The organism is Bifidobacterium callimiconis (assembly GCF_003952005.1).
Classification (GTDB): Bacteria; Actinomycetota; Actinomycetes; order Actinomycetales; family Bifidobacteriaceae; genus Galliscardovia; species Galliscardovia callimiconis.
Genome location: NZ_QXGJ01000001.1, coordinates 376,116 through 396,084, shown reverse-complemented (window position 1 = coordinate 396,084; position 19,969 = coordinate 376,116). Strand labels below are relative to the sequence as shown.

At 64.4% G+C, this 19,969-nt stretch carries 16 protein-coding genes; 5 read left to right on the top strand and 11 right to left on the bottom strand.

Annotated elements, in window-relative coordinates; genetic code table 11:
* The 4 genes from D2E23_RS01720 to D2E23_RS01705 all read right to left on the bottom strand — a co-directional run bounded on the left by D2E23_RS01720 (position 1) and on the right by D2E23_RS01705 (position 4,267).
* Positions 1–1,164 (bottom strand): caspase family protein, encoded by a 1,164-nt coding sequence (locus tag D2E23_RS01720; protein ID WP_126029260.1) that lies wholly within the window; start codon positions 1,162–1,164, stop codon positions 1–3.
* An 82-nt stretch (positions 1,165–1,246) separates the two neighbouring features.
* Complete coding sequence (locus tag D2E23_RS01715) at positions 1,247–2,131, bottom strand: hypothetical protein (RefSeq protein WP_164520622.1); 885 nt, start codon at positions 2,129–2,131, stop codon at positions 1,247–1,249.
* A gap of 361 nt (positions 2,132–2,492) precedes the next feature.
* On the bottom strand, positions 2,493–3,338 hold the full coding sequence (locus D2E23_RS01710) for a sulfite exporter TauE/SafE family protein (RefSeq protein WP_126029258.1): 846 nt from the start codon (positions 3,336–3,338) through the stop codon (positions 2,493–2,495).
* Between the two features lie 140 nt (positions 3,339–3,478).
* The gene (locus D2E23_RS01705) at positions 3,479–4,267 is read right to left on the bottom strand and encodes a sulfite exporter TauE/SafE family protein (protein WP_126029257.1); all 789 of its coding nucleotides are present in this window, start codon (positions 4,265–4,267) and stop codon (positions 3,479–3,481) included.
* Positions 4,268–4,510: 243 nt separating this feature from the next.
* On the opposite strand from D2E23_RS01705, the gene D2E23_RS01700 reads away from it, so the two are divergent.
* Positions 4,511–5,221 carry an SDR family oxidoreductase gene (locus D2E23_RS01700; RefSeq protein WP_126029256.1) on the top strand — a complete coding sequence of 237 codons (711 nt, stop codon included), beginning with the start codon at positions 4,511–4,513 and terminating at the stop codon, positions 5,219–5,221.
* A 76-nt stretch (positions 5,222–5,297) separates the two neighbouring features.
* Here the strand turns inward: D2E23_RS01700 and brnQ are convergent, their stop codons facing one another.
* The 4 genes from brnQ to D2E23_RS01680 form a co-directional block, all read right to left on the bottom strand.
* A complete protein-coding gene (gene brnQ, locus D2E23_RS01695; protein ID WP_126029255.1) occupies positions 5,298–6,692 on the bottom strand; it encodes a branched-chain amino acid transport system II carrier protein in 1,395 nt (464 codons plus the stop codon).
* A gap of 110 nt (positions 6,693–6,802) precedes the next feature.
* Positions 6,803–8,377, bottom strand: coding sequence for an ABC transporter ATP-binding protein (locus D2E23_RS01690; protein ID WP_241227168.1), 1,575 nt, complete (start codon positions 8,375–8,377; stop codon positions 6,803–6,805).
* Complete coding sequence (locus tag D2E23_RS01685) at positions 8,374–9,075, bottom strand: energy-coupling factor transporter transmembrane component T (protein WP_126029254.1); 702 nt, start codon at positions 9,073–9,075, stop codon at positions 8,374–8,376. Before D2E23_RS01685 ends, D2E23_RS01690 begins: the two co-directional genes overlap by 4 nt.
* Positions 9,076–9,078: 3 nt before the next feature.
* The gene (locus D2E23_RS01680; RefSeq protein WP_126029253.1) at positions 9,079–9,741 is read right to left on the bottom strand and encodes an MptD family putative ECF transporter S component; all 663 of its coding nucleotides are present in this window, start codon (positions 9,739–9,741) and stop codon (positions 9,079–9,081) included.
* A gap of 286 nt (positions 9,742–10,027) precedes the next feature.
* On the opposite strand from D2E23_RS01680, the gene D2E23_RS01675 reads away from it, so the two are divergent.
* Complete coding sequence (locus D2E23_RS01675; RefSeq protein WP_126029252.1) at positions 10,028–10,855, top strand: histidine phosphatase family protein; 828 nt, start codon at positions 10,028–10,030, stop codon at positions 10,853–10,855.
* 45 nt (positions 10,856–10,900) lie between these two features.
* On the opposite strand, the gene D2E23_RS01670 is transcribed toward D2E23_RS01675, so the two are convergent.
* Positions 10,901–12,163, bottom strand: a complete 1,263-nt coding sequence (locus D2E23_RS01670) for an alpha-amylase family protein (RefSeq protein WP_241227179.1) — start codon at positions 12,161–12,163, stop codon at positions 10,901–10,903.
* A 473-nt stretch (positions 12,164–12,636) separates the two neighbouring features.
* Between D2E23_RS01670 and D2E23_RS01665 the strand changes: the two genes are divergently transcribed.
* Positions 12,637–13,566: a DMT family transporter gene (locus D2E23_RS01665; RefSeq protein WP_241227167.1), complete on the top strand. Its 930-nt coding sequence runs from the start codon at positions 12,637–12,639 to the stop codon at positions 13,564–13,566.
* Here the strand turns inward: D2E23_RS01665 and D2E23_RS01660 are convergent.
* Together D2E23_RS01660 and D2E23_RS01655 are read right to left on the bottom strand one after the other, a co-directional pair.
* A complete protein-coding gene (locus D2E23_RS01660; RefSeq protein ID WP_126029249.1) occupies positions 13,532–14,296 on the bottom strand; it encodes a Fic/DOC family protein in 765 nt (254 codons plus the stop codon). The genes D2E23_RS01665 and D2E23_RS01660 overlap by 35 nt on opposite strands.
* A gap of 26 nt (positions 14,297–14,322) precedes the next feature.
* Positions 14,323–15,600 carry a glycoside hydrolase family 3 N-terminal domain-containing protein gene (locus tag D2E23_RS01655; RefSeq protein ID WP_241227166.1) on the bottom strand — a complete coding sequence of 426 codons (1,278 nt, stop codon included), beginning with the start codon at positions 15,598–15,600 and terminating at the stop codon, positions 14,323–14,325.
* Positions 15,601–15,811: 211 nt separating this feature from the next.
* Here D2E23_RS01655 and D2E23_RS01650 point away from each other — a divergent pair, with 211 nt between their 5' ends.
* Together D2E23_RS01650 and D2E23_RS01645 are read left to right on the top strand one after the other, a co-directional pair.
* Complete coding sequence (locus tag D2E23_RS01650; protein ID WP_241227165.1) at positions 15,812–16,555, top strand: L,D-transpeptidase; 744 nt, start codon at positions 15,812–15,814, stop codon at positions 16,553–16,555.
* A 118-nt stretch (positions 16,556–16,673) separates the two neighbouring features.
* The gene (locus D2E23_RS01645) at positions 16,674–19,913 is read left to right on the top strand and encodes a UPF0182 family membrane protein (RefSeq protein ID WP_126029248.1); all 3,240 of its coding nucleotides are present in this window, start codon (positions 16,674–16,676) and stop codon (positions 19,911–19,913) included.
* Positions 19,914–19,969 lie beyond the last annotated feature (56 nt).

Here is a 19,969-nt window from a genome sequence, read left to right as displayed (position 1 = left end):
TCACCGTTTGTTCTGAATACGCCAGTACAGTCGCCCCAATTCGGTGAGCCTCACATACCCTTGCTCGCCGGTGGGCCTCTGATGCTGCGTATCCCATTCGGCCAGGCACGCCCAGAACAGGTCGCTGTCCCGTTCGGTGCGCCCGTCCGCGCCGCGAATGAACGACTCAAGCAGCTTGGCGTTGCGCAGATGCTTGAACAGCTCCATATCGGTCTGCAGATCATCGAGTTCGTCCGGAGCCTCCCGGCCGGTCCGCATCACGCCGTGACGCGCATCGGGGGCCTCATGCTCGGGATGCACGGCGAATACGGCGTCGATGTTCGGAAACCCCTGAAACACAGGCAGCGGCACACCTTCGAACTGGCGCGGGGCACGTGCGCGGCGGCGGATGCGCGGCGGCACGATGCGGGCGATCTCGTCTTCGGTGAGCTTGCGGTCGGTGTTCACCTGCCGCAGCACGGTGTTCGTGTCGCTCCACGTGCGCAGCACGGGCTGCTGCCCGTCCTCGCCAAGGTTGAGCATCGCGCACACCGTGGCGTGCAGCGACAGCGGGGTGACCACGCCCTGCACGTCCGCGGCGCTGCCGCGCAATGCGGCCATAAGCGCGCTGGTATACAGCAGATGCGTGCCGAACAGCGCCTGCGAGGCGGTGTGTTCGTCGGTGCTGGCCAGAATCGTGGTGTTGCGCGGCCACTCCATCGTGGCGGCCACACCGGAATGGCAACAGTCAAGGATGATCGTGATGCTGCTCGCCTGCGAGCGCCGTGCCGCCTCCCGGACCTCGCTGATGCGAATGCCCCGATGCTCTGCGGAGGTGTCGTCCGGGGTGAGCAGCAGCAGGTCGGCACCGTCATCGACGGCGATGGCGTGCCCGGTGAAGTACAGCAGCGCGTCGCCTTTGCGCACCATGGAGAACAGGTCGTGTACACGTTCGGTGAGTGCCGCGGCCGTCATCTCCTCGTCCGCGGGATCGAACACGTCCGGCGTGGCGTATACGGTGCCGCCGAGCAGTCGGAAGTTCGGCGCTGCGGTTCTCGGCTCGTTTTCATGCAGCAGGTCCGCGAACGTCAGTGCGTCACCGCTGCAGCATTCCGGCTGCCGTCCGCCATAGGACGGGTCGAGGTACTGGCCTACGCCGATGAACAATCCCAAACGCTGTGCCACGGTTCCTCCCGATCTCGCTATCGGGCCGGGCGCCTCGATGGCGGATTCCCGCCGGCGCCCCAGCCTGTCCTGTCACCATATATCATGCATGGCGACCAGTCCTGTCCGCGGAGCCGTTCCGCAGCGTATCGGCGTGTCGTAGCAGCGCCTCGGAGGCCATCATGTTGGTCAGCAGCATGCGTGACACGTGTGCGTTGGGCAGGAACAGTCGCATTTTGGCGTCGGGGGAGTTCCATTCGGTGCCGGTCGGATAGACTCGTCCCGCCTCGCCGTACAGCCATGCCGGCTTGCAGAGGCGGTCGCAGAGTGTTTCGGTTGCCTTTCGTGAGGTGATCTCGACGATCGGTGCGATGTCGTGCAGCAGGTCGGTCAGCAGATCGATGTCGACGAATGCCGGGCGCTGCCGTGCCGTGTGGGAGATGACGACCACGGGCAGATGTCGGTCCGTCGAGAGCAGCAGGTCGGCGAGCGAGTCGGTCTCTTCCAGTGTGCGGATGACGGTATGGATACGCCGTTGGAATGACGTGAGCGGGTGCGTGTCGTCATTTCTGGGCCGGCAGACGGCGTCGATGATGGCGTCTGCCCGGCGTGCGCCCGGCGTGACGGGCAGTGCGTCGAGAATGGCGTCGGCGAGTCTGCGACGATGCCGGACCGTGTCGGTGTAGTAGAGCTGCGTTCCCCGTAGCGTCCCCCTATTCTCGGGGTGACTGGAGCCGACCGTGGCCGGGAACAGGCGGGCGGCGCCGTTGTAGGGCGTAAGGTCCGGCTGGTTTCGGTCGCGGAACAGCTCTCCGGCGTAGCAGATCAGTTCGTCGTCATCGATGATCGCCACGTCCATGAGCGATTCCGTCGCTTTGGCGAGGGCCTCGGCGTCGATCGTCGGTTGGCCCGATCCCTGTGGCGTGGAAAGCATCAGCAGGGGAGAGGTGCGGTTGTCGTCGAGACAGCGGTCCACCAGAATGGCCATGTCCTGGGGAGACATAGGGCGTTGCAGTGTTGATGAAGGGAATGTCAGCATATCCGTTCCTCGTTATCGGTGCCGGTCGATGGGCGGCACGTGCATTGATGTGTGACGTATGCGTGTATGACGAGGAATCGTCAGAATCGGATATGAAAAATCATGGCACTGCTCCTCCGTACGGCTGATCGCCACGGCAGCGGATATGACGGTGCCCGGGCGGTCTATATGAGAAGAAGGGAGGAGACGAGTGTCTCAAACAGTAGGAATACTACCATACCCGCAACGGGGTCAGGGGGGGGGATTGCCGTCGGCGTGACCGAGCGACGTCGATCGCGCCGCGCCGACGGAACGAATCCGGATCAGCCGGTCACAGATACGTGCTCCAGCCGAGTTTGACGGCGAGGATCACGCCGGCGAGCACGGCCGCGGCGCGCATGATGTTCGCCGGGATGTGGCGGGTGATCGGCGGGGCGATGTAGCTGCCGATGAAGCATCCGGCGCACAGGGCGATGGCGTACGGCCAGTTGACCGAGCCGCGCACGATGAACATGACCGACGCGGTGATGTTCGCGCCGAATCCGATCACGGTCTTCAGTGCGTTGATCTCGTGGAACTTGCCGATGCGGCCAAGGTCGAGCATGGCGAGGGCGAGCGTGCCGGCGCCGGCACCGAAGTAGCCGCTGTAGATGCCGACGAAGCTTACGCCCAGCCACATCCACCACGGATCCTTGCGCACGTCGTCCTTGGGCTGGGTCAGTTCGCGTTCGGCTGATTCGCGCGCCTGCACCGACTGCGGGCCGAGCGCCTGGCTCACCGAGTCGCGGGCGTGCGCGCGCTCCTTGGGGTTGAACGCGATGATCAGTGCGCTGAACAGGATCAGCGGCGGCACCAGGTATTCGAAGACCACGGCGGGAAGTTCAAGCAGCAGCAGACCACCGATGATGCCGCCGATCACGCCGATGGCGGCGTAGAGGATCACGCGTGTGCGATGGCCGTGCAGCTCCTTGCGGGCGGACAGGCATCCGCCCACGCCAGTGCCCACCACTCCCACGGTGTTCGTGGTGTTCGCCAATACTGGCGGTACGCCGATGGCCAGCAGTGCCGGGTAGGAGACCAGCGACGACGCGCCCACCGCGTAGCCGACGAAACCGGCGCCGATGCCGGCGAGCAGCACAAGCAGCAGGGTGACTACCGATATTCCGGCAATGGTCATGGTCGTCCTCACCTCATGTCGTCATCAGAAACGGATTGAACACCAAGCGAGCATAGCCATTCGCCGCCACGGGGTCGAATGGCTGACCGCAACGTGGACCGCCGCCCGCCGAACACGTGCGTCCGTCCGCATCCCATGTCTCAGCGGTAGGTGTTCCATCCCAGCGCGATGGCGAGAATGACGCCGGCGATCATGGCCACCATGCGCATGACGTTCGCGGGGATATGGCGGGTGACGGGCGGCGCCAGCGCTCCGCCGACGAAGCATCCCGCTCCCAGTGCCAGGGCGTACGGCCAGTTGACCGATCCGCGCGCGATGAACAGTATGGCGGCAGTGACGTTCGACCCGAATCCGATGACGGTCTTCAGCGCGTTGATCTCATGGAACGATCCGACACGGCCCAAGCCAAGCACGGCGATGGTGAGCGTTCCGGCACCGGCGCCGAAGTACCCGTTGTAGACGCAGGCGAACGCCACGCCCAGCCACATCCACCACTGGTCCTGACGAGGATCGTCCCGTGCCGGCGTCGCGCCCATGTCGTCGGCGATGCGTTTGCCGGGATTGGCCACGATGGTGATGGCGCTGAACAGGATCAGCGGCGGCGCCAGATACTCGAACACCGTGGGAGGCAGTTCGATCAGCAGCAGCGCGCCGGCGATGCCGCCGATCACGCCGATGACCGTGTAGGCCACGACACGCGTTGCATGGCCGGCGAGCTCCCTGCGGGCGGAGAGCAGGCCTCCGACGTCGGTGCCCAGCATGCCGACGGTGTTCGTGGTGTCCGCCAGCACCGGCGGCACGCCGATGGCCAGCAGCGACGGGTAGGAGACCAGCGACGCCGCGCCGGTGGCGTACCCTACGAATCCGGTGCCGAATCCGGCGAGCAGCACCAGCAGCAGTGTGGCGATGGGAACTCCCGCAATGGTCATGACGCTCCTGTTCGACGGCGGTGGGCAAAGCAAAACGCACTCGATGATAGCCACCGTGCCGGGGAGCGGGCAACGCCCGGCCGCAACGTGGAACACCCTCATGCCCGACCGTGGGCGATGCGCCCGGTGAAACGCCGAAACACATGTCAAACGTTTGACTTCACGTGGGCTTCAGGCGTTACCATCGAAACGTTGGTATGGCAATGTCGGCATCGACCGACACGAACGACAGGAGACACGATCATGAGCACCGAATCCGGAAAGAAACTCGCCATCGTCACCGGCAGCGCGCTGGGCCTGGGCTACGAGCTTGCCCGTCAACTGATCGACAAGGGCTGGTTCGTGGCCGGCATCGACTTCAACGAGGCTCGCCAGATCGAGCTCTCCCAGGAGTTCCCCGCGGACTCGTACCGCGGATTCGTGGGCGACGTGTCGGACGAACTGTTCGTCAAGCGGTCCGTCGCCGAAATCGCAAAGCTCGGCCACATCGACCTGCTGATCAACAACGCCGGCCAGCCGTCGTTCAAGGAGCCGACCAAGTACGAGGCGGCCGATGTCGACAAGTGCCTCAAGGGACTCAAGGGCATGATCCTGTGGAGCGTGGAGACGCTCAAGGCCACCGGCGAGCAGGATCTCAAGATCGCCAACGTGATGAGCACCGCCGCCACGCGTGGCAACGCCAACGAGTCCGTGTACTGCGCCACCAAGTGGGGAGAAAAGGGCTACACGCAGAGCCTCAAGGTGGCGTACAAGGGCTCCAGCGTGAAGATCGTGGGCGTATACCCCGGAGGAATCGACACGGACTTCTACCGCGACAGCCACGACTACGTGTCGCTCGAGAAGCAGCACTCCTTCATGAGCCCGGCCGAACTGGCCGAAGTGATCCTGTTCAACCTCGTCAACGACGCGAACCTGACCGTCTCCGACATCCTCATCGAACGCAACTACCGGTAGCTGTTATCGATAGTCGTATTCGTCCGGCCGACGATCACGTACGGTCGGACGAACGAATATCAGGTGCCGTCCCGTGTCAGGCCTGATCGGACGAATTGGACACAGGGCGGATACGACTGTCGATCACACCGAGCAGCAGACCGATGATCGCAGGACACAGCCATCCAAGCTGGGCGTCGGCGAGCGGCAACAATGCCAGAGCGGCGTCCAGCCACGGCAGCGAACCGCCGAACACGGCGACCAGACTCGCCACGCAGTTCAACGCGGCCGTCACTCCCGTCAGCAGCACCGTCCAGAAGTACACGCGCGGGAACCGCGAGGAGAATACGCGGTCGACCAATGCCAGCGCCACCAGCACGATGGCGATCGGATAGAGCGCCGCCAGCACCGGCACCGACACCTTGATGATCATGCTCAGACCGGCGTTCGACACCACGAAACTGAAGACCGTGAACACCGCGCCCCAACGACGGTAGTTCATGCGGCGGCCGGCCACGGTGGGGAAGTGGTTCTGGAAATAGGTGCCGCACGTGGAGATCAGACCCGTGCACACGTTCAGACAGGCGATGATGAACACCAGACCCACGAACGCGGTGCCGAACGGGCCGAACAGCGCACTTGTCAGATTCGTCAGCACCGTCGCGCCCGTGTCATGCGACGGATCGATCGTGGCGAGGGAGCCGGACACCGCGCCCATATAGGCCAGCACGCCGTAGATCACGATAAGCAGCAGGCCCGTGCCCACGCCGGCGAGCGCGGTCTCGCGCCGCACCTGCGTTTCGTCATCCACGCCCATCGATCGCACGTTCGCGGAGATCACGATGCCGAAGTACAGCGCCGCCAGCAGGTCCATCGTCTGGTAGCCGTCAAGGAAGCCGCGCGCCGCCTGTCCGGTGGCATAGTCGCCCATCGGAGCGGCGAACCCGCCCGGATGCCGTATCACACAGAAGACGAACAGGATCGCGATCAGCGCCAGCAGCAGCGGGCCCATGAAGCGTCCCAGCGTCTTCGACAGCTTCTCCGGATGCTGCGAGAGCAGATACGACACGGCGAAGAACACCAGCGAATACGCGAACTGCGTCCAGCCTCTCGGCAGGTCGGCGGTGAACGGCACGACCGCCATCTCGAACGATGTGGTGGCCGTACGCGGGATGGCGAAGCACGGGCCGATGGTCAGAATGATGGCCATGCCCAGCAGGAACGCGAATTTGCCGGATACGCGGTTCGCCAGACGCTCGAAGCCTCCGGCGAACGATACCGCCACCACGCCGAGGATCGGCAGACCCACCGCCGAAACGATGAAGCCGATCGAGGCGGGCACCGTATGATCGCCGGCCTGCGCGCCCACGAACGGCGGGAAGATCAGATTGCCCGCGCCGAAGAACATGGAGAAGAACGTGAACGTGGCCAATACGCGGTTGCGCCCGTTCAGTGCCGTGACGCCCGTCGTCGCGTTCCTCTTATCCGCCATGAGGCCAGTCCTCCCTTTGCCGTTGAATGTCCGAAAATCCTCAACGCATTGTGGTGGAATCGGCGTGATTCGTCAAATCAGACGGAGCCCGGTATCGGGGAATTGGACGATCATATGGACGACGACGTCTCGACGGGATCCAAGTCGATCACGTCGTCGCACCAGTCGGCGGCCAGCTCCTCGTCATGCGTGACCACGACGACGATGCGCCCGGCACGTTTCAGCCGTTGCAGCAATAGCCCCACCTGACGCATGTGGAACCGGTCAAGTCCGCTGGTCGGCTCGTCCAGCACGATCAGCTCCTTGCCGCACATCAGCGCCGACGCGATGGCCGTGCGCTGCTTCTCCCCGCCGGATAGGCTCATCGGATGCCGGTCGGCCAGCGTTTCGAGGTCCAGATCGCGTAGGAGGCGCTCGCAGCGTTTCCCGACCGCCGGATCGTTCTCATCGAGTCCGAGCATGAGCTCCTCGCGCACGCTGTCGGTGAACAGCTGATAGTTCACGTCCTGCATCACCAGAAACGCCTTGCGGGTCAGGGCGTGCGCCTTCACTGGCCTGCCGTTCCACAGGATGCTGCCTCCGATCGGCCGCAGCAGGCCGCACAGCGTGCGCACCAGTGTGCTTTTGCCGGTGCCGTTGCCGCCCATCAGCGCCGTGATACGACCGGCGCGGAGCGTCAGATCGGGAACGTCGCGCAGAAAATCGCCGGGCTTCGGCCGTGTGCCGAACGGCCGAAACCCGTGCGGACGCCGACCATAGCCGATGCGCAGCATGCGGGTGCGCAGCGCCGGTGCCGATGCGGTTTCGTCATCACGCCTGTGCAGTGAGTCGGAAGTCTGTCGTTTCGCCTCCACGACGGCACGGTACGGGCGTATGTCCAGCGCGCGCAGACCCATGCTCATGATCGTTTCGGGGGAGAGCACCAGAAAGTCACGTGCCGGATAGTTGCCGATCACGCGGCCATGCTCGAACACGACGAACCGATCGGCGAGATCACGGCACCATGCCAGACGGTGCTCGGCAATCAGCACGGTCGTGCCGGACTCCTTGAGCCGTGCGATCATGTCGTGCAGTTCGTCGATCGATCGGGCGTCGAGATTGCCGGTCGGCTCGTCCAACACCATGATCGGCGGTCGCAGCATGGTGGCCGCCGCCACGGCGAGACGCTGCTTCTGGCCGCCGGACAGTCGGAACACGCTGCGGTTGAGCAGCGGTTCGATGCCGAACCGCCGAACCGTCTCGGCCATGCGGCGGCGGATCTCGTCGGCGGGCATCCCCATGTTCTCGCAGGGGAACGCCAGTTCCGACGTGGTGTCGGCGTTGAAGTACTGGGTCTTGGGGTTCTGGAACACGCTGCCGACGATCGGCGTGAACGCGTCGACCGGGCTTCCGGAGGCCAGGTCGGCCGTATGATGCGTGCCGGTCAGCTCACCGGTGAAGAACGTGGGAATCAGACCGTTGACCAGTCGCGTGTACGAGGTCTTGCCGCAGCCGCTGCGGCCGCACAGCACTACGCATTCTCCCGGGCGGATGCGCAGCGAGACGTCATGCAATGCGGTGTGCCGCGTCGGTTCGTCCCGTGCCGCGCCATCGCCGCCCGAACCGTAGCGGAACGTGACCCGTGAAGTCTCGATGGCTGTGGTTTCCACTGCGTCGTTCATGATGTCGTTGGTGTCGTCGGTCATAGCACTCCTATGATGTCGAGCACGAGCGGGGTCGCGCACACGATCATGGTCAGCCAGTCGAGCGGTCTCATGCGGATCATGGTCAGTGAGGTGTGCGTTCCCGGACGCCCCAGGCCCTTGGTCAGTGCGGCCACGGACAGGTCCTGCGCCACGTTGGCCGCGTTCATCATGAGCGGCACCAGCACGTATTCCAACGACTGCATCGGATGCCGCACCAGCGCGAACCGGCCCTCGGCCACGCCGCGCAACGCCATGGCGGCACGGATCTGCCGATAGTCCTGCACGATCGTGGGAAAGAAGCGAATCACCACCATGCACGGGATTACGATCGTTTCCGGCACGTGCATTCGCCGCATCGCGCACACGAACTCACTGGTCCGCGTGGTGGAGAACGCGTATGCGCCGGTGATGAAACATGGCATCATCATGCGCAGGCCGACCGCCAGCAACGCCAGCAGGTGCAGCCACGGGTTCGGCGAATCGGCCGGCACCAGATAGCTTACGGCCACCAGCACCGCATACGTCACACCGAGCCGCAACGCCATGCGCCACCGTCCGGCGGGCAGCATCGGCAGCAGCGTCAACGCCACCAGCATGATCTCGGTATGCGTGTGCACGTGGAAGAACAGCAGCAGATTCGCCAGCAGCAGCATGAACAGCTTGGTGCGCGGATCCAGCGCCAGGGGATGCGACGCCATCGGTCAGACGATTCCCGCTTTGACGAAATGCCTGCGCAGCACGCGCTGGCCGAACCAGCCGCCGACCAGCGCACACATGGCGATGGCCACCATGGAGATCACGAACGTGCCGGTATTGATATGTGAGAACACGCCGTCGATGTATGCGGCGTCCTTACCGCGCGCCTGCAGGCTCGCCACATAGGCGTCCTTCATGAACCACAGCGGCAGGATCGGGCCGGTCAGCCCGTATGAGAACACCACGTAGCTGGCCAGCAGGCCGGCACGATTCCGGTAGGCGCCTGCCCTGGCGATCAGATCGGCGATCACGGGGAACACGATGCTGGCGATGAACGACAATACGAAATGGCCGGATACGAACAGGAACAGTCCGATCACCGCGCCCATCACTGTGATCGCGCCGAACTTGCCCACCTTGGTGGCCAGCAGCATGTACACGCAGCCGGAGATGAGCGCGGCGATCGCCGGCAGGAAGATCGACGCGAATCCGACGAACGCGACCGTGCTGATCAGCGTGGCGACCGCTACCAGCACGAAATACAACGCCGTGAACACGCCGATCGTGATGAGGTCCGGCACGGACAGCCGGCCGGATCGCGCGGCCGTCGTTCCCTTGGTCTTCGTTGCGTTCGTGGAGGCGGTCGTAGCGTTGTCCTGCTGCGTCATGATCCTCGTTTCCCTTGAAAAAATATGTCCCCATATGCGGAATATGCGGAAAAATCCCTAACCGACACCAATCTAGCGACGTCGGGATGGTTGCACAATAGTCTTTCGCGAACTTCGGGGTCTGTGCTTTTCCGTGGTCGGACGGCTGAACGTCGTTTGACGATCATCTGGACGGAACGTAAATTCTTCGCCGTCCGGCCGAACGCGTGGGTGTCGCGCATTCGCATCGGCTACCGTGAAAAGAACATTCGAGATTCTCGACGAAGTGAATGGAGGAACGGCAAGCATGGGAATGCCGTTGGATTTGTATGTGATCCGCCACGGTGAATCCGAGGCGAACGTGATCGTCAAAGCCGGCGAGCAGGGCGACAACTCCCTGTACACGCAGGACAACGTGACGGTCCCCGACCGGTCGTGGAGGCTTACGGCCACCGGACGCAAGCAGGCGGACTGCATCGGACGCTGGCTGGTCGCCCAGCAGCCGCTGTTCGACCGCTACCTGGTCTCCCCGTACGTGCGCACGCGCGAAACCGCGGCCACGATGGCGCTGCCCAAGGCCAAATGGGAGGAGACGCGCGTGCTGCGCGAACGCTCCTGGGGTGAGATCAATACCATCACCCAGGAGGAGTTCCGCACGAACTACTCGCGCAACTGGATGTTCAAACGCACCGATCCGCTGTACTGGCGTCCGCCGGCAGGCGAATCCATCGCCGACGTGGCCGAGGACCGCGTGCACAACCTGCTCACCTCACTCAACCGCCGTGCCGAGGCCGAATCCGTGGTGGCCGTGACCCACGGCGACTTCATGCTCGCGCTCATGCTCACCCTCGAGGACATCTCCGACGAGGAGTTCCTCCGCCGCACCTCCGACGACGCGTGGACCATCACCAACTGCACCTGCCTGCACTACTCCCGTCGCGACCCCAACACCGGACGCACCTCGCAGCGCGTGCGCTGGGAGCAGACCGCCCGCCCTGTGTTCAACGAGGAGACCGGCCGCTGGGAAGTGAAGGTGGAGCCGTGGCGCGAATTCCAGCGACCGCTGCTCAGCAACGGCGATCTGGTGGACGTAGTCCACGCCGTCGACCACCACCTCGACCAGTACACCAAGTAATCAGTGATCTTCATTGGCCTCCCTCCGATGAGGGAGGCCAATCCGTCAGTTTTCCAGCCCCTCCATCCGGTACAGCGTCTGCCCGTCCTCGCCGACGATCGTTACCCGTGGCGTGTCGGACACGTCCAGATCCACCGTGATCGCGTGCGCGCCGTCGGCGGAGACCGAACGATACACGTAGTGTTCATTCGTCAGCGTCAACGTCTCCGTACGCGCCTCGACCAGCCACGGATGACGTCGACGCAGACCGATCAGATCCTGATGCGCCCGATAGATCGGCGCACCCAACGCGGACAGTTCGGCGGGGGAGACGGGAAACATCGGTCGGATGTCGTCGTCGCCGCCAAGACGCTCCTCCTTGACGCCCGTATACCCCTGTTCGTCGCCATAGTAGATGCTCGGCACGCCGCCCACCGTCATCAGCACCGCCAGCGCAAGCACCGCCTTGGCCGGGCCGACCTGACTGGCGATGCGCGTCACGTCATGATTGCCGATGAACGTCTGCGGCACGAACGCGTCAAGGAACCCATTGTGCCGGCGCAGCGTCCAGTCCAGCTCAAAAAAGTTCCGCGTCTTCAGACTCGACCACACGGACTTCCACAACTCGTACTCGGTCACCGAATCCATCGTCGAATCGGCTACGATCCGCGTATAGTCGCCGTGGATCACTTCGCCGAAGATCCACGAATACGGGTGGGTGCGCCTCACCTGCGGCAGCACCTTCGCCCAGAACGACGGATCCGTGGCATACGCGGCATCGAGCCTCCAGCCGGACGCGCCGCGATCCAGCCAATGATTCATCACCGTCGTCACATACTCCACCGTGGCCGGCGACGAATGATCCAGATCCACCAGACGGTCATGCCCCTCGAACACCGCGAGCGTGGGATGCCCGTCCGCGTCGGTCCCGGTACGGACCAGACCCGCCCACGGGCTGTTCGCATCGCCCTCCAACGCGGCCTTCACGGCGGGATGATCGCGCCCCACATGATTGAACACGCCGTCCAGCACCAGCTGCAGTCCGCGGTCACGGCAGGCTTCGGCGAGCCGATCGAACGCCGGATCGCCACCCAGCCGCACGTCCACATGCATATGGTCCAACGTGTCGTAGCCATGCGACGAGGATTCGAAGATCGGACCGAGCAACAGACCGGAGACGCCCAGATCACGGGCGTAGTCCAGCCAGTCGATCAACGAGTCGAGACCGCGGCCGCGGAACGTGCGTTCGCCGGCGGGACGGATCTCGGCGCCGACGAATCCCAGCGGGTAGATATGCCACCAGATGCCATGACGGACCCAATTCGGCAGTGGGTGCGTGGCTAGGGGAAAGTGCAGCGGCACGTGCGTGGGGCCGCCGTTGCCGTCGTCGATGCCGCTATCGGCCGCGGCGTTGTGATGCCGTTTCGTATCGTCCAACCCATTCGTAGGGTTCGTATCGGGGGTCGTGTGCTGTGCAGCGGCCATGGGGGAGCCTCCTGTTCCGTGAAGTCGTTTTCCGTGAAGTGACGTCCCGTTCCCTGTATCTCTTTCACTTCTATAGTGATTCGAGATGCCGTACGAACGCAACCGACACCGCGTGTCCGTGATGTCGTTCTTCCCGGAACGCGCCGACGAACGCGGCCGGCCGTGATTCGATATAATCTCTTCGGCTTTATCGATGTGTGGCCGCGCGGCAGACGCGGCCGTGAGACAGGTGGGAGCACAGGGCGATGGCGGAGCGCAGGGTTCTGAACGCGACGAATGATGGGTCCCGTGGCATTTCGCCGTCGTTGGCCCGTCTGATGCTGTTGACGAATGCGGCCGTATGGGGATCCGGCTACACGATCCTCAAATTCATTCAGACGACCGTGCCCACCCAGTGGATGATGACATTCCGCCTAGGGGCGGCGGCCATACTGATGGGCGTGATCTTCCTGCCGAAGCTGCGCAAGATCGATCTGCGTCGTCTGGTGATTCCCGGACTGATTCTGGCGGTCACCTACTGGCTGGGATTCATGTTCCAGCTCGAGGGGCTTAAGACCATCGCCCCGGGCCGCAACTCCTTCCTCACCGACACCTATTGCGTGATGGTGCCGTTCCTGATCTGGGCGATCACGCGCCGCCGGCCCAACTGGCAGCACATGGCCGCTGCGTTCGTGTGCATCGTGGGCATCGGATTCGTGTCGCTCAGCGAGGGTGCCGCATCGGGCCTGCTGTCCGTGAGCTTCGGCGACGCCGTGACGATAGTGGGCGCATTCTTCTTCGCCGCGAACCTGGTGGCGGTGGGCTTCATGGCCAAGAAATTCGACCCCGTGGCACTCATGTTCATGGAGTTCGTGTTCACCGCGCTGCTGTTCCTCGGCGGCGCGCTCCTAACCGAACCGTCTCCCGAGCCGTCGTGGGCGGACTGGAGGATCATCGCCGGCCTCGCCTATCTGGTCATCGGCTCCACGATCATCGCGCAGATCTTCCAGACCGTGGCCATCCGCTACGTGCCCACCTCGCAGGCGTCGATCATCCTCAGCACGGAAAGCCTGTTCGGCGTGCTCGTCTCCGTCATCTTCTACGGAGAACGGCTCACGGTGGCCGTGGTCATCGGATTCGCGCTGATCTTCTGCGCGATCCTCCTGTCCGAACTGCACCTGCCGAAGAGGAAGCGCGCGAAGAACGGCGATGCCGACGATGCCGCCCCGGCCGTCAGTGCGCCGGACCCTGATCCCAACCGGCGATAAGGAACACGCGCGTCGGATTCGCCGGACGCACGATCGCGTCGAACAGTTCGCAGAATCCGGACAGATCACCGTTGTAGGCGCGCAGCTTCGCCTCGCGATACTGGTCCCGGGTCACCGGACCCCAGTCGAGATCCCAGCCGGCGGCGTGCGCCAGCCGCGACGCGAAGATGCGCAATGTCATCGCATTGCCATAGGCGAAGGGATGCAGATAGCCCAGCTCATCGTAGAAATGGGCGAGCTTGGTCACGAACACCGGACGGTCCAGGCATTTGAGATTTCCCGCTTCGGCAAGCTCCGACGCGATGTTCGCCGCGCCGGTCTCCAACAGCGCCGCCGGGAAGAAGGCCTGGGAGCTTGCCCCGATGCCGCTGGCCGATGCGGCGCTCGTGGTGTCATGCGTGCGGATCTCGCCGGCATCGGTGCGCACGCCGCCGAACAGGGTGGCGTGGATGCCGCGCAGCTCGGCGAGACCGCCGCCCGAGGCCGGGCGGCTTGCGAACACCACGGTACGGGCGAACACGGCGTCTCCCAGATCCCTGATATCCCGGCCGTTGTTCGGGGTCGCGACGGTGTCGTCCGGCGAACATGCCGAAACGAATCCGTCAAGAGGGATCATGCCCGACTCATAGTCGCGGGCGGCCTGCATGGCGCGCCCGCTGATCGTCATCGATTCCAGGGCACAGTTCTTCGCGGCGAAAGCCACCGCGCTCATTCGTTCTGCTGGCAACATAATTCGATGATAGCCTTCCTTCCGCATCAGCCCGCCAGACCGGCGTTGACCTTCAACGTGAGCACCCGAAGCGCCGCCTGATCCACCTGCTGGGCGAACGCGGGATCGGATTGCGCCTTTTGCACCAGACCGGTGAGGATCGGCCGCACGTAGTCGTTGGCGCCGATGCAGATCAGATCGCCTCCCGCGGACACGAACCGCACGCCAAGCTCCTTGGCCGGAATGGAGCCGAGCGCCGCCGCGGACATCGAATCGGACGTGACCACGCCCTGATAGCCCAGCGTGCCGCGCAGATAGTCGTTGAGGATCGTCGAAGAGAACGCGGCCGGCTCATTCGGGTCGATCTGCGAATAGGTGGCCAGCGACATCATCACCATGTCCGGGTTCGCCTGGAGCGCCTGGCGGAAGCCCTCGATCTGCCCGCCGTCCAACGTGGTGGTCGCATCGGTGATGCCGGAATCGGTGAAATCGGTGTTGCCGGTCACACCGCCGAGACCGGGAAAGTGCTTGATCGAGGTCATCACGCCCGCGTCACGCATGCCGTTGACGAACGCGGCGGCATGCTGGCCGTTGCCGGTCGCGTCCAGACCGAAATCACGGTCGAGCGCGCCGATGGGGGCGTTCTGGCTGCGGCTGGCCGTCTGCACAGTGCCCGCCACCGGCGCTAGGTCCACATTCACGCCGGCGGACTTGAGCTGGCCGCCCCACGTCTTCGCGGACGTGCGCAGATCGTCCACGCTCATCTGCCCCTGCTTCACCGCGGACGGCATGGTGTCGAATCCGGAACCGGTCAGATGCTGCACCTGGCCGCCCTCCTGATCGGCGCAGATCAGCAGTCCCACGCCCGACGTATATCCCTGCAGCGTCGACGACACCTGTGCCACCGCATTCGTGCCGCCCTTCCAGTTGCCCAGCAGCAGCACCGAACCCACATGGTCGTTCTGCACCAGGGACTGCACGTCCGTGGCGCCGTTGCCGGCGAACAGCGGCACCATCATCAACTGGCCCGCCTTCTGCTCCACGCTCATCGTGGCGAGAATCGCCTTCGCCTTGTCCTGGGCGCTGGCCTCGCTCGCCTGAGGGGTGGCCGAACCGGCGTCGTTGCTTTTGTCCCCGGCGTCGGAGCCCTTCGTCGACTGTGCTTTCGCCGAGGCGGACGGGGACGCGGAGGCCTTGGGAGAGGCTTCGCTTCCGTCGGGGAACAGCGGCATGGAACAGCCCGCCGTCGCCAGAAGCAGGGCGGCGGTGACCGCGAATGCGGCGGCTCGGCGGGTCAGTGCGGACAGGGATCGTTGATGCGTCATACAGTCCTTGATAGCACGCCCCCGTTCCAATGTGAGGACTCGCGAAGCCGCGGGTGCTACCCTATATGACGGTGAATTCGCACGCCGTCCGATCTGGGATGGCCCGGCCGCGCGCGATGACGGTCCCTGTGGAATATCCCGGCGTGTCCGGGCCCGTGGATCGTGGGCGGGCGCATGACATGCGCGAAACGTATATGAACGAGGTGAGAACATGACGGCATCCAACAACGATCGACGTCGTAGGGCGCATGCGCTTCGCCTCAACATATTCGCGATGGTCGCGTCCTTCCTCCGGCTGTTCGACAAGCCCACCCGCGTGCTGATCGTCTCCTGCGTGGTGTTCGCGGTGGCGTCGCTGTGCGTGATCGTGCCCAAGGGGCCGTCCGCGTTCATGGACGACCAGTCCGTCACGCCGATCATGCGGGCGGATGGCGCATCGGCCGCGTCCTCCGATGCCACGACGGCGTCGAAGTCCGCGACCAAGCATGCGTCGGCCGTGCCGGCGGCGGTGAGCGACGGTTCCGGGAACCCCGCGTGGATGCTGCCCAGCGGCGGCGACTACGTGGACCTGGCTCAGGTCGATGACCTCAACATCCGGGTGTCGATCGCCGACCAGAAGGTCTATGTCAAAAGCGGCGACACGGTGGTCTACACCATGACCTGCTCCACGGGCATGGACGGGTCCACGCCCACCGGAAGCTACACCGTGCAGAACCGCGGCGAGGACTTCTTCAACGACGAGGAGAACATGGGCGCCAAGTACTGGGTGTCCTGGGCCAACTACGGCGAATACCTGTTCCACACCGTGCCCACCGACAGCAACGGCGAGTACATCGTCTCCGAGGCCGAAAAGCTTGGCGCCCCTGCATCGCACGGATGCGTGCGATTGACCGTCGCCGACGCGAAATGGCTGTACGAGCAGCTTCCCGGCGGCACGCCGGTCGTCATCGAATAGCGTTCGCCGCGGCCGTTACGCCATGGACGAAACCGGCGGATCCCGGTCATCCAAGCATTTCCCCACCGCATTTTCCGTAGTTTTCCAATCTTTTACCAGACTACGGTAAGGTGGTTGCATGTCTTTATTCGATATGTTTGGAATCCCCGACCCCTTCGACCCCCGTGACGGTCGACGTGGCTCACGAGGACGGGACGATGACGATCCCACGATCCTCAATGTGACCGTCGACGGCGACGAGCGCCGTGAGGAGCATCGCGGCTCCTCGGGCTCCGGGCGCGGCAACGGCAATGTTCCGCCGAACTTCCCCCGCATCCCGCGCGGTTCGGCTGGCGGTTCGGCCGAGGGCATGAGCCGCGGCAACAAGATCTTCATCGGCGTGGTCGTGGCGCTGCTGGTCGTCGTCGGCCTCGTCTTCGGCCTGTCCCAGTTCATCACCGAGGTCATGTGGTACACGCAGCTGGGCTTCTCCAGCGTGATCTGGACCACCTATGGCGTGCGCATCGGCGTATGGGTGGCATACGCGATCCTGGTGGCGCTGGTCGCCTACGTGTCCGCGCTGCTCGCCATCCGCGCCCGCCCCGACTTCGAGGACGGCAGCAAGATCCGCATCCGCGACGGCGTGATGGAGATCGAACCCGGCGTCGGTTCCAAGCTGGCACGCCGAGTCGCGTTCATCATCTCCCTGCTCGTCGGCCTCGTGTTCGGCGCGCAGTTCAACGCCAACTGGGCCGAGGTGCTGCTGCTGTTCCACAATCAGTCGTTCGGCACCAAGGATCCGCAGTTCGGCCTCGACACCGGCTTCTACGTGTTCATCCTGCCCGGACTCAAGCTCGTGGTCATGGCCGTGTTCACGCTGCTGGCCATGGGACTGGTGTTCTCCGTGATCACCCACGTGCTCATGGGCGGCATCCGTCTCGCCATGCCCACGCAGGGCCGTTCCATCTTCGACATGACCAAGCGCGCCCGCCGCCAGATCGGCGTCTGGCTCATCCTCTTCTTCCTGGCCTGGGCCGTGCGCATGGGACTCGGCGTGTTCTCCACCCTCACCGAACAGGGCGACCGCATCACCGGCGCCGCCTACGCGTCGGTGCACGCCACCATCCCCGTCACCTTCGTCATGGCCGTGCTCATCGCCCTGCTGGGCCTGGTGATCGGCGTCTGGATCATGACCACCAAGTCGCTGAGCAACGCCACCCCCGCCGCATCCGCCGGCGAGGCGCTCAAGGCATGGCGCACCCCCGTGGTCGCCATCGCCGTGGTGGTCGTCGCATCCATGCTGCTCACCATCGTCTACCCGGCCTTGTTGCAGCGATTCAAGGTGAATCCGAACGCCCAGGAGCTCGAATCCACGTACATCCAGCGCAACATCGACGCCACCACCAAGGCCTACGGACTGAACAACATCAAGGTGGAGAAGTACGACGCCACCACCGCCGGCCAGTCCGGCGCACTGGCGTCCGACGCCGAATCCACCGCGCAGATCCGACTGCTCGACCCGCAGGTCGTGTCCCCGACGTTCAAGCAGCTGCAGCAGTCCAAGCAGTACTACACCTTCGCCGACACGCTCGCCGTGGACAAGTACGAGATCGACGGCGTGAGCCAGGACACGGTCATCGGCGTGCGCGACATCAACCTCGCCGGCAACGACAACCGCAACTGGGTCAACGACCACACCGTGTACACGCACGGATACGGCGTCGTCGCCGCCTACGGCAACAAGGTGACCGCCGACGGCCAGCCCGAGTTCTTCGAATACGGCGTGCCCACCCAGGGCAAGCTCACCGAATCCCAGAAGTACGAGCCGCGCATCTACTTCTCCCCGAACTCGCCCGACTATTCGATCGTCGGCGCGCCCAAGGGCACGTCCTCTTGGGAGTTCGACTACCCGACCGGCTCGCAGGGCGCCACCACCACGTTCGCCGGCAACGGCGGCCCGAGCATCGGCAACCTGTTCACCCGCATCCTGTACGCGATCCGCTTCGGCTCCGACCAGATCCTGTTCTCCGACCGCGTGAACGACCAGTCGCAGATCCTCTACGACCGCGACCCGCAGACCCGCGTCGCCAAGGTCGCCCCCTACCTCACGCTCGACGGCCGCGTCTACCCGGCCGTGGTGGACGGCCGCGTCAAGTGGATCGTCGACGGCTACACCACGTCCGACGCCTACCCGTACTCGCAGAAGACCGATCTGGGCACCGCCACCACCGACTCGCTGACGGAGACCTCCAACACCGTCAAGGGACTCGGCTCCCAGGAGGCCAACTACATCCGCAACTCGGTCAAGGCCGTGGTCGACGCCTATGACGGCTCGGTCGACCTGTACGCGTGGGACACCGACGATCCGGTGCTCAAGGCGTGGGAGAGCATCTTCCCCAATCAGTACAAGCCGATCTCCGAGATCAGCGGCGACCTGATGAGCCACATGCGCTACCCCGAGAGCCTGTTCAAGGTGCAGCGCTCGCTGCTCGCCCAGTACCACGTCACCAGCGCCAACCAGTTCTTCTCCGGCGAGGACTTCTGGCAGACGCCCACCGACCCGACGGAGTCGAAGAAGGATCAGGCCGCCGGCATCAAGCAGCCGCCCTACTACCTGACCATGCAGACCCCGGGCACCAAGGAGCCCACGTTCTCGCTCACCTCCACCTACATTCCCGCCGGCTCGTCCACCAGGGAGATCCTCACCGGATTCCTGTCCGTGGACTCGGACGCGGGCAATGAGAAGGGCGTGATCGGCAAGAGCTACGGCACGCTGCGACTGCTCGAACTGCCCAAGAACACCAACGTTCCGGGTCCCGGCCAGGCGCAGAACAACTTCAATGCGAACGCCGACGTGTCCAAGGAACTCAACCTGCTCGAATCCGGCTCCACCAACGTTGAGCGTGGCAACCTGCTCACCCTGCCGCTCGGCGGCGGACTGGTGTACGTGCAGCCGGTGTACGTCAAGTCGAGCGGCTCCACCAGCTACCCGCTGCTGAAGAAGGTGCTCGTGGCGTTCGGCGACCAGGTCGGGTTCGCCGACACGCTCGACGAGGCACTCGACCAGGTGTTCGGCGGCGACTCCGGCGCCTCGGCCGGTGATGCCGCCGACGGCTCGACCTCGTCGTCGACCCCGTCCACGGATCAGCAGAACGGTTCGTCCGACTCCGGCAAGTCCGACACGTCCGGAGACCAGTCCGCAGGCGCTTCGGGCACGGCCACGATGTCGCCCGAGCTCCAGCAGGCGCTCAAGGATGCCGGACAGGCCATGCAGGACTCCGACACCGCCATGAAGAACGGCGACTGGAGTGCCTACGGCGAGGCACAGCAGAAACTGCAGGAGGCCTTGAACAAGGCCATGCAGCTGTCGGGCCAGTGACCGTGACACAACCGCGATCCGCATCGGACCAGTGACGGGTTCCGCCGGGTATTCTC

What these genes read in the sequence shown, in the direction of transcription:
- D2E23_RS01675 (WP_126029252.1), top strand. Translation starts at nt 10,028, where the DNA reads ATGGGAATGCCGTTGGATTTGTATGTGATCCGCCACGGTGAATCCGAG.
- D2E23_RS01690 (WP_241227168.1), bottom strand. Translation starts at nt 8,377, where the DNA reads ATGACCGACGACACCAACGACATCATGAACGACGCAGTGGAAACCACA.
- D2E23_RS01680 (WP_126029253.1), bottom strand. Translation starts at nt 9,741, where the DNA reads ATGACGCAGCAGGACAACGCTACGACCGCCTCCACGAACGCAACGAAG.
- D2E23_RS01705 (WP_126029257.1), bottom strand. Translation starts at nt 4,267, where the DNA reads ATGACCATTGCGGGAGTTCCCATCGCCACACTGCTGCTGGTGCTGCTC.
- D2E23_RS01685 (WP_126029254.1), bottom strand. Translation starts at nt 9,075, where the DNA reads ATGGCGTCGCATCCCCTGGCGCTGGATCCGCGCACCAAGCTGTTCATG.
- D2E23_RS01700 (WP_126029256.1), top strand. Translation starts at nt 4,511, where the DNA reads ATGAGCACCGAATCCGGAAAGAAACTCGCCATCGTCACCGGCAGCGCG.
- D2E23_RS01660 (WP_126029249.1), bottom strand. Translation starts at nt 14,296, where the DNA reads ATGTTGCCAGCAGAACGAATGAGCGCGGTGGCTTTCGCCGCGAAGAAC.
- D2E23_RS01645 (WP_126029248.1), top strand. Translation starts at nt 16,674, where the DNA reads ATGTCTTTATTCGATATGTTTGGAATCCCCGACCCCTTCGACCCCCGT.
- D2E23_RS01665 (WP_241227167.1), top strand. Translation starts at nt 12,637, where the DNA reads ATGCTGTTGACGAATGCGGCCGTATGGGGATCCGGCTACACGATCCTC.
- brnQ (WP_126029255.1), bottom strand. Translation starts at nt 6,692, where the DNA reads ATGGCGGATAAGAGGAACGCGACGACGGGCGTCACGGCACTGAACGGG.
- D2E23_RS01710 (WP_126029258.1), bottom strand. Translation starts at nt 3,338, where the DNA reads ATGACCATTGCCGGAATATCGGTAGTCACCCTGCTGCTTGTGCTGCTC.
- D2E23_RS01650 (WP_241227165.1), top strand. Translation starts at nt 15,812, where the DNA reads ATGACGGCATCCAACAACGATCGACGTCGTAGGGCGCATGCGCTTCGC.
- D2E23_RS01715 (WP_164520622.1), bottom strand. Translation starts at nt 2,131, where the DNA reads ATGGCCATTCTGGTGGACCGCTGTCTCGACGACAACCGCACCTCTCCC.
- D2E23_RS01655 (WP_241227166.1), bottom strand. Translation starts at nt 15,600, where the DNA reads ATGACGCATCAACGATCCCTGTCCGCACTGACCCGCCGAGCCGCCGCA.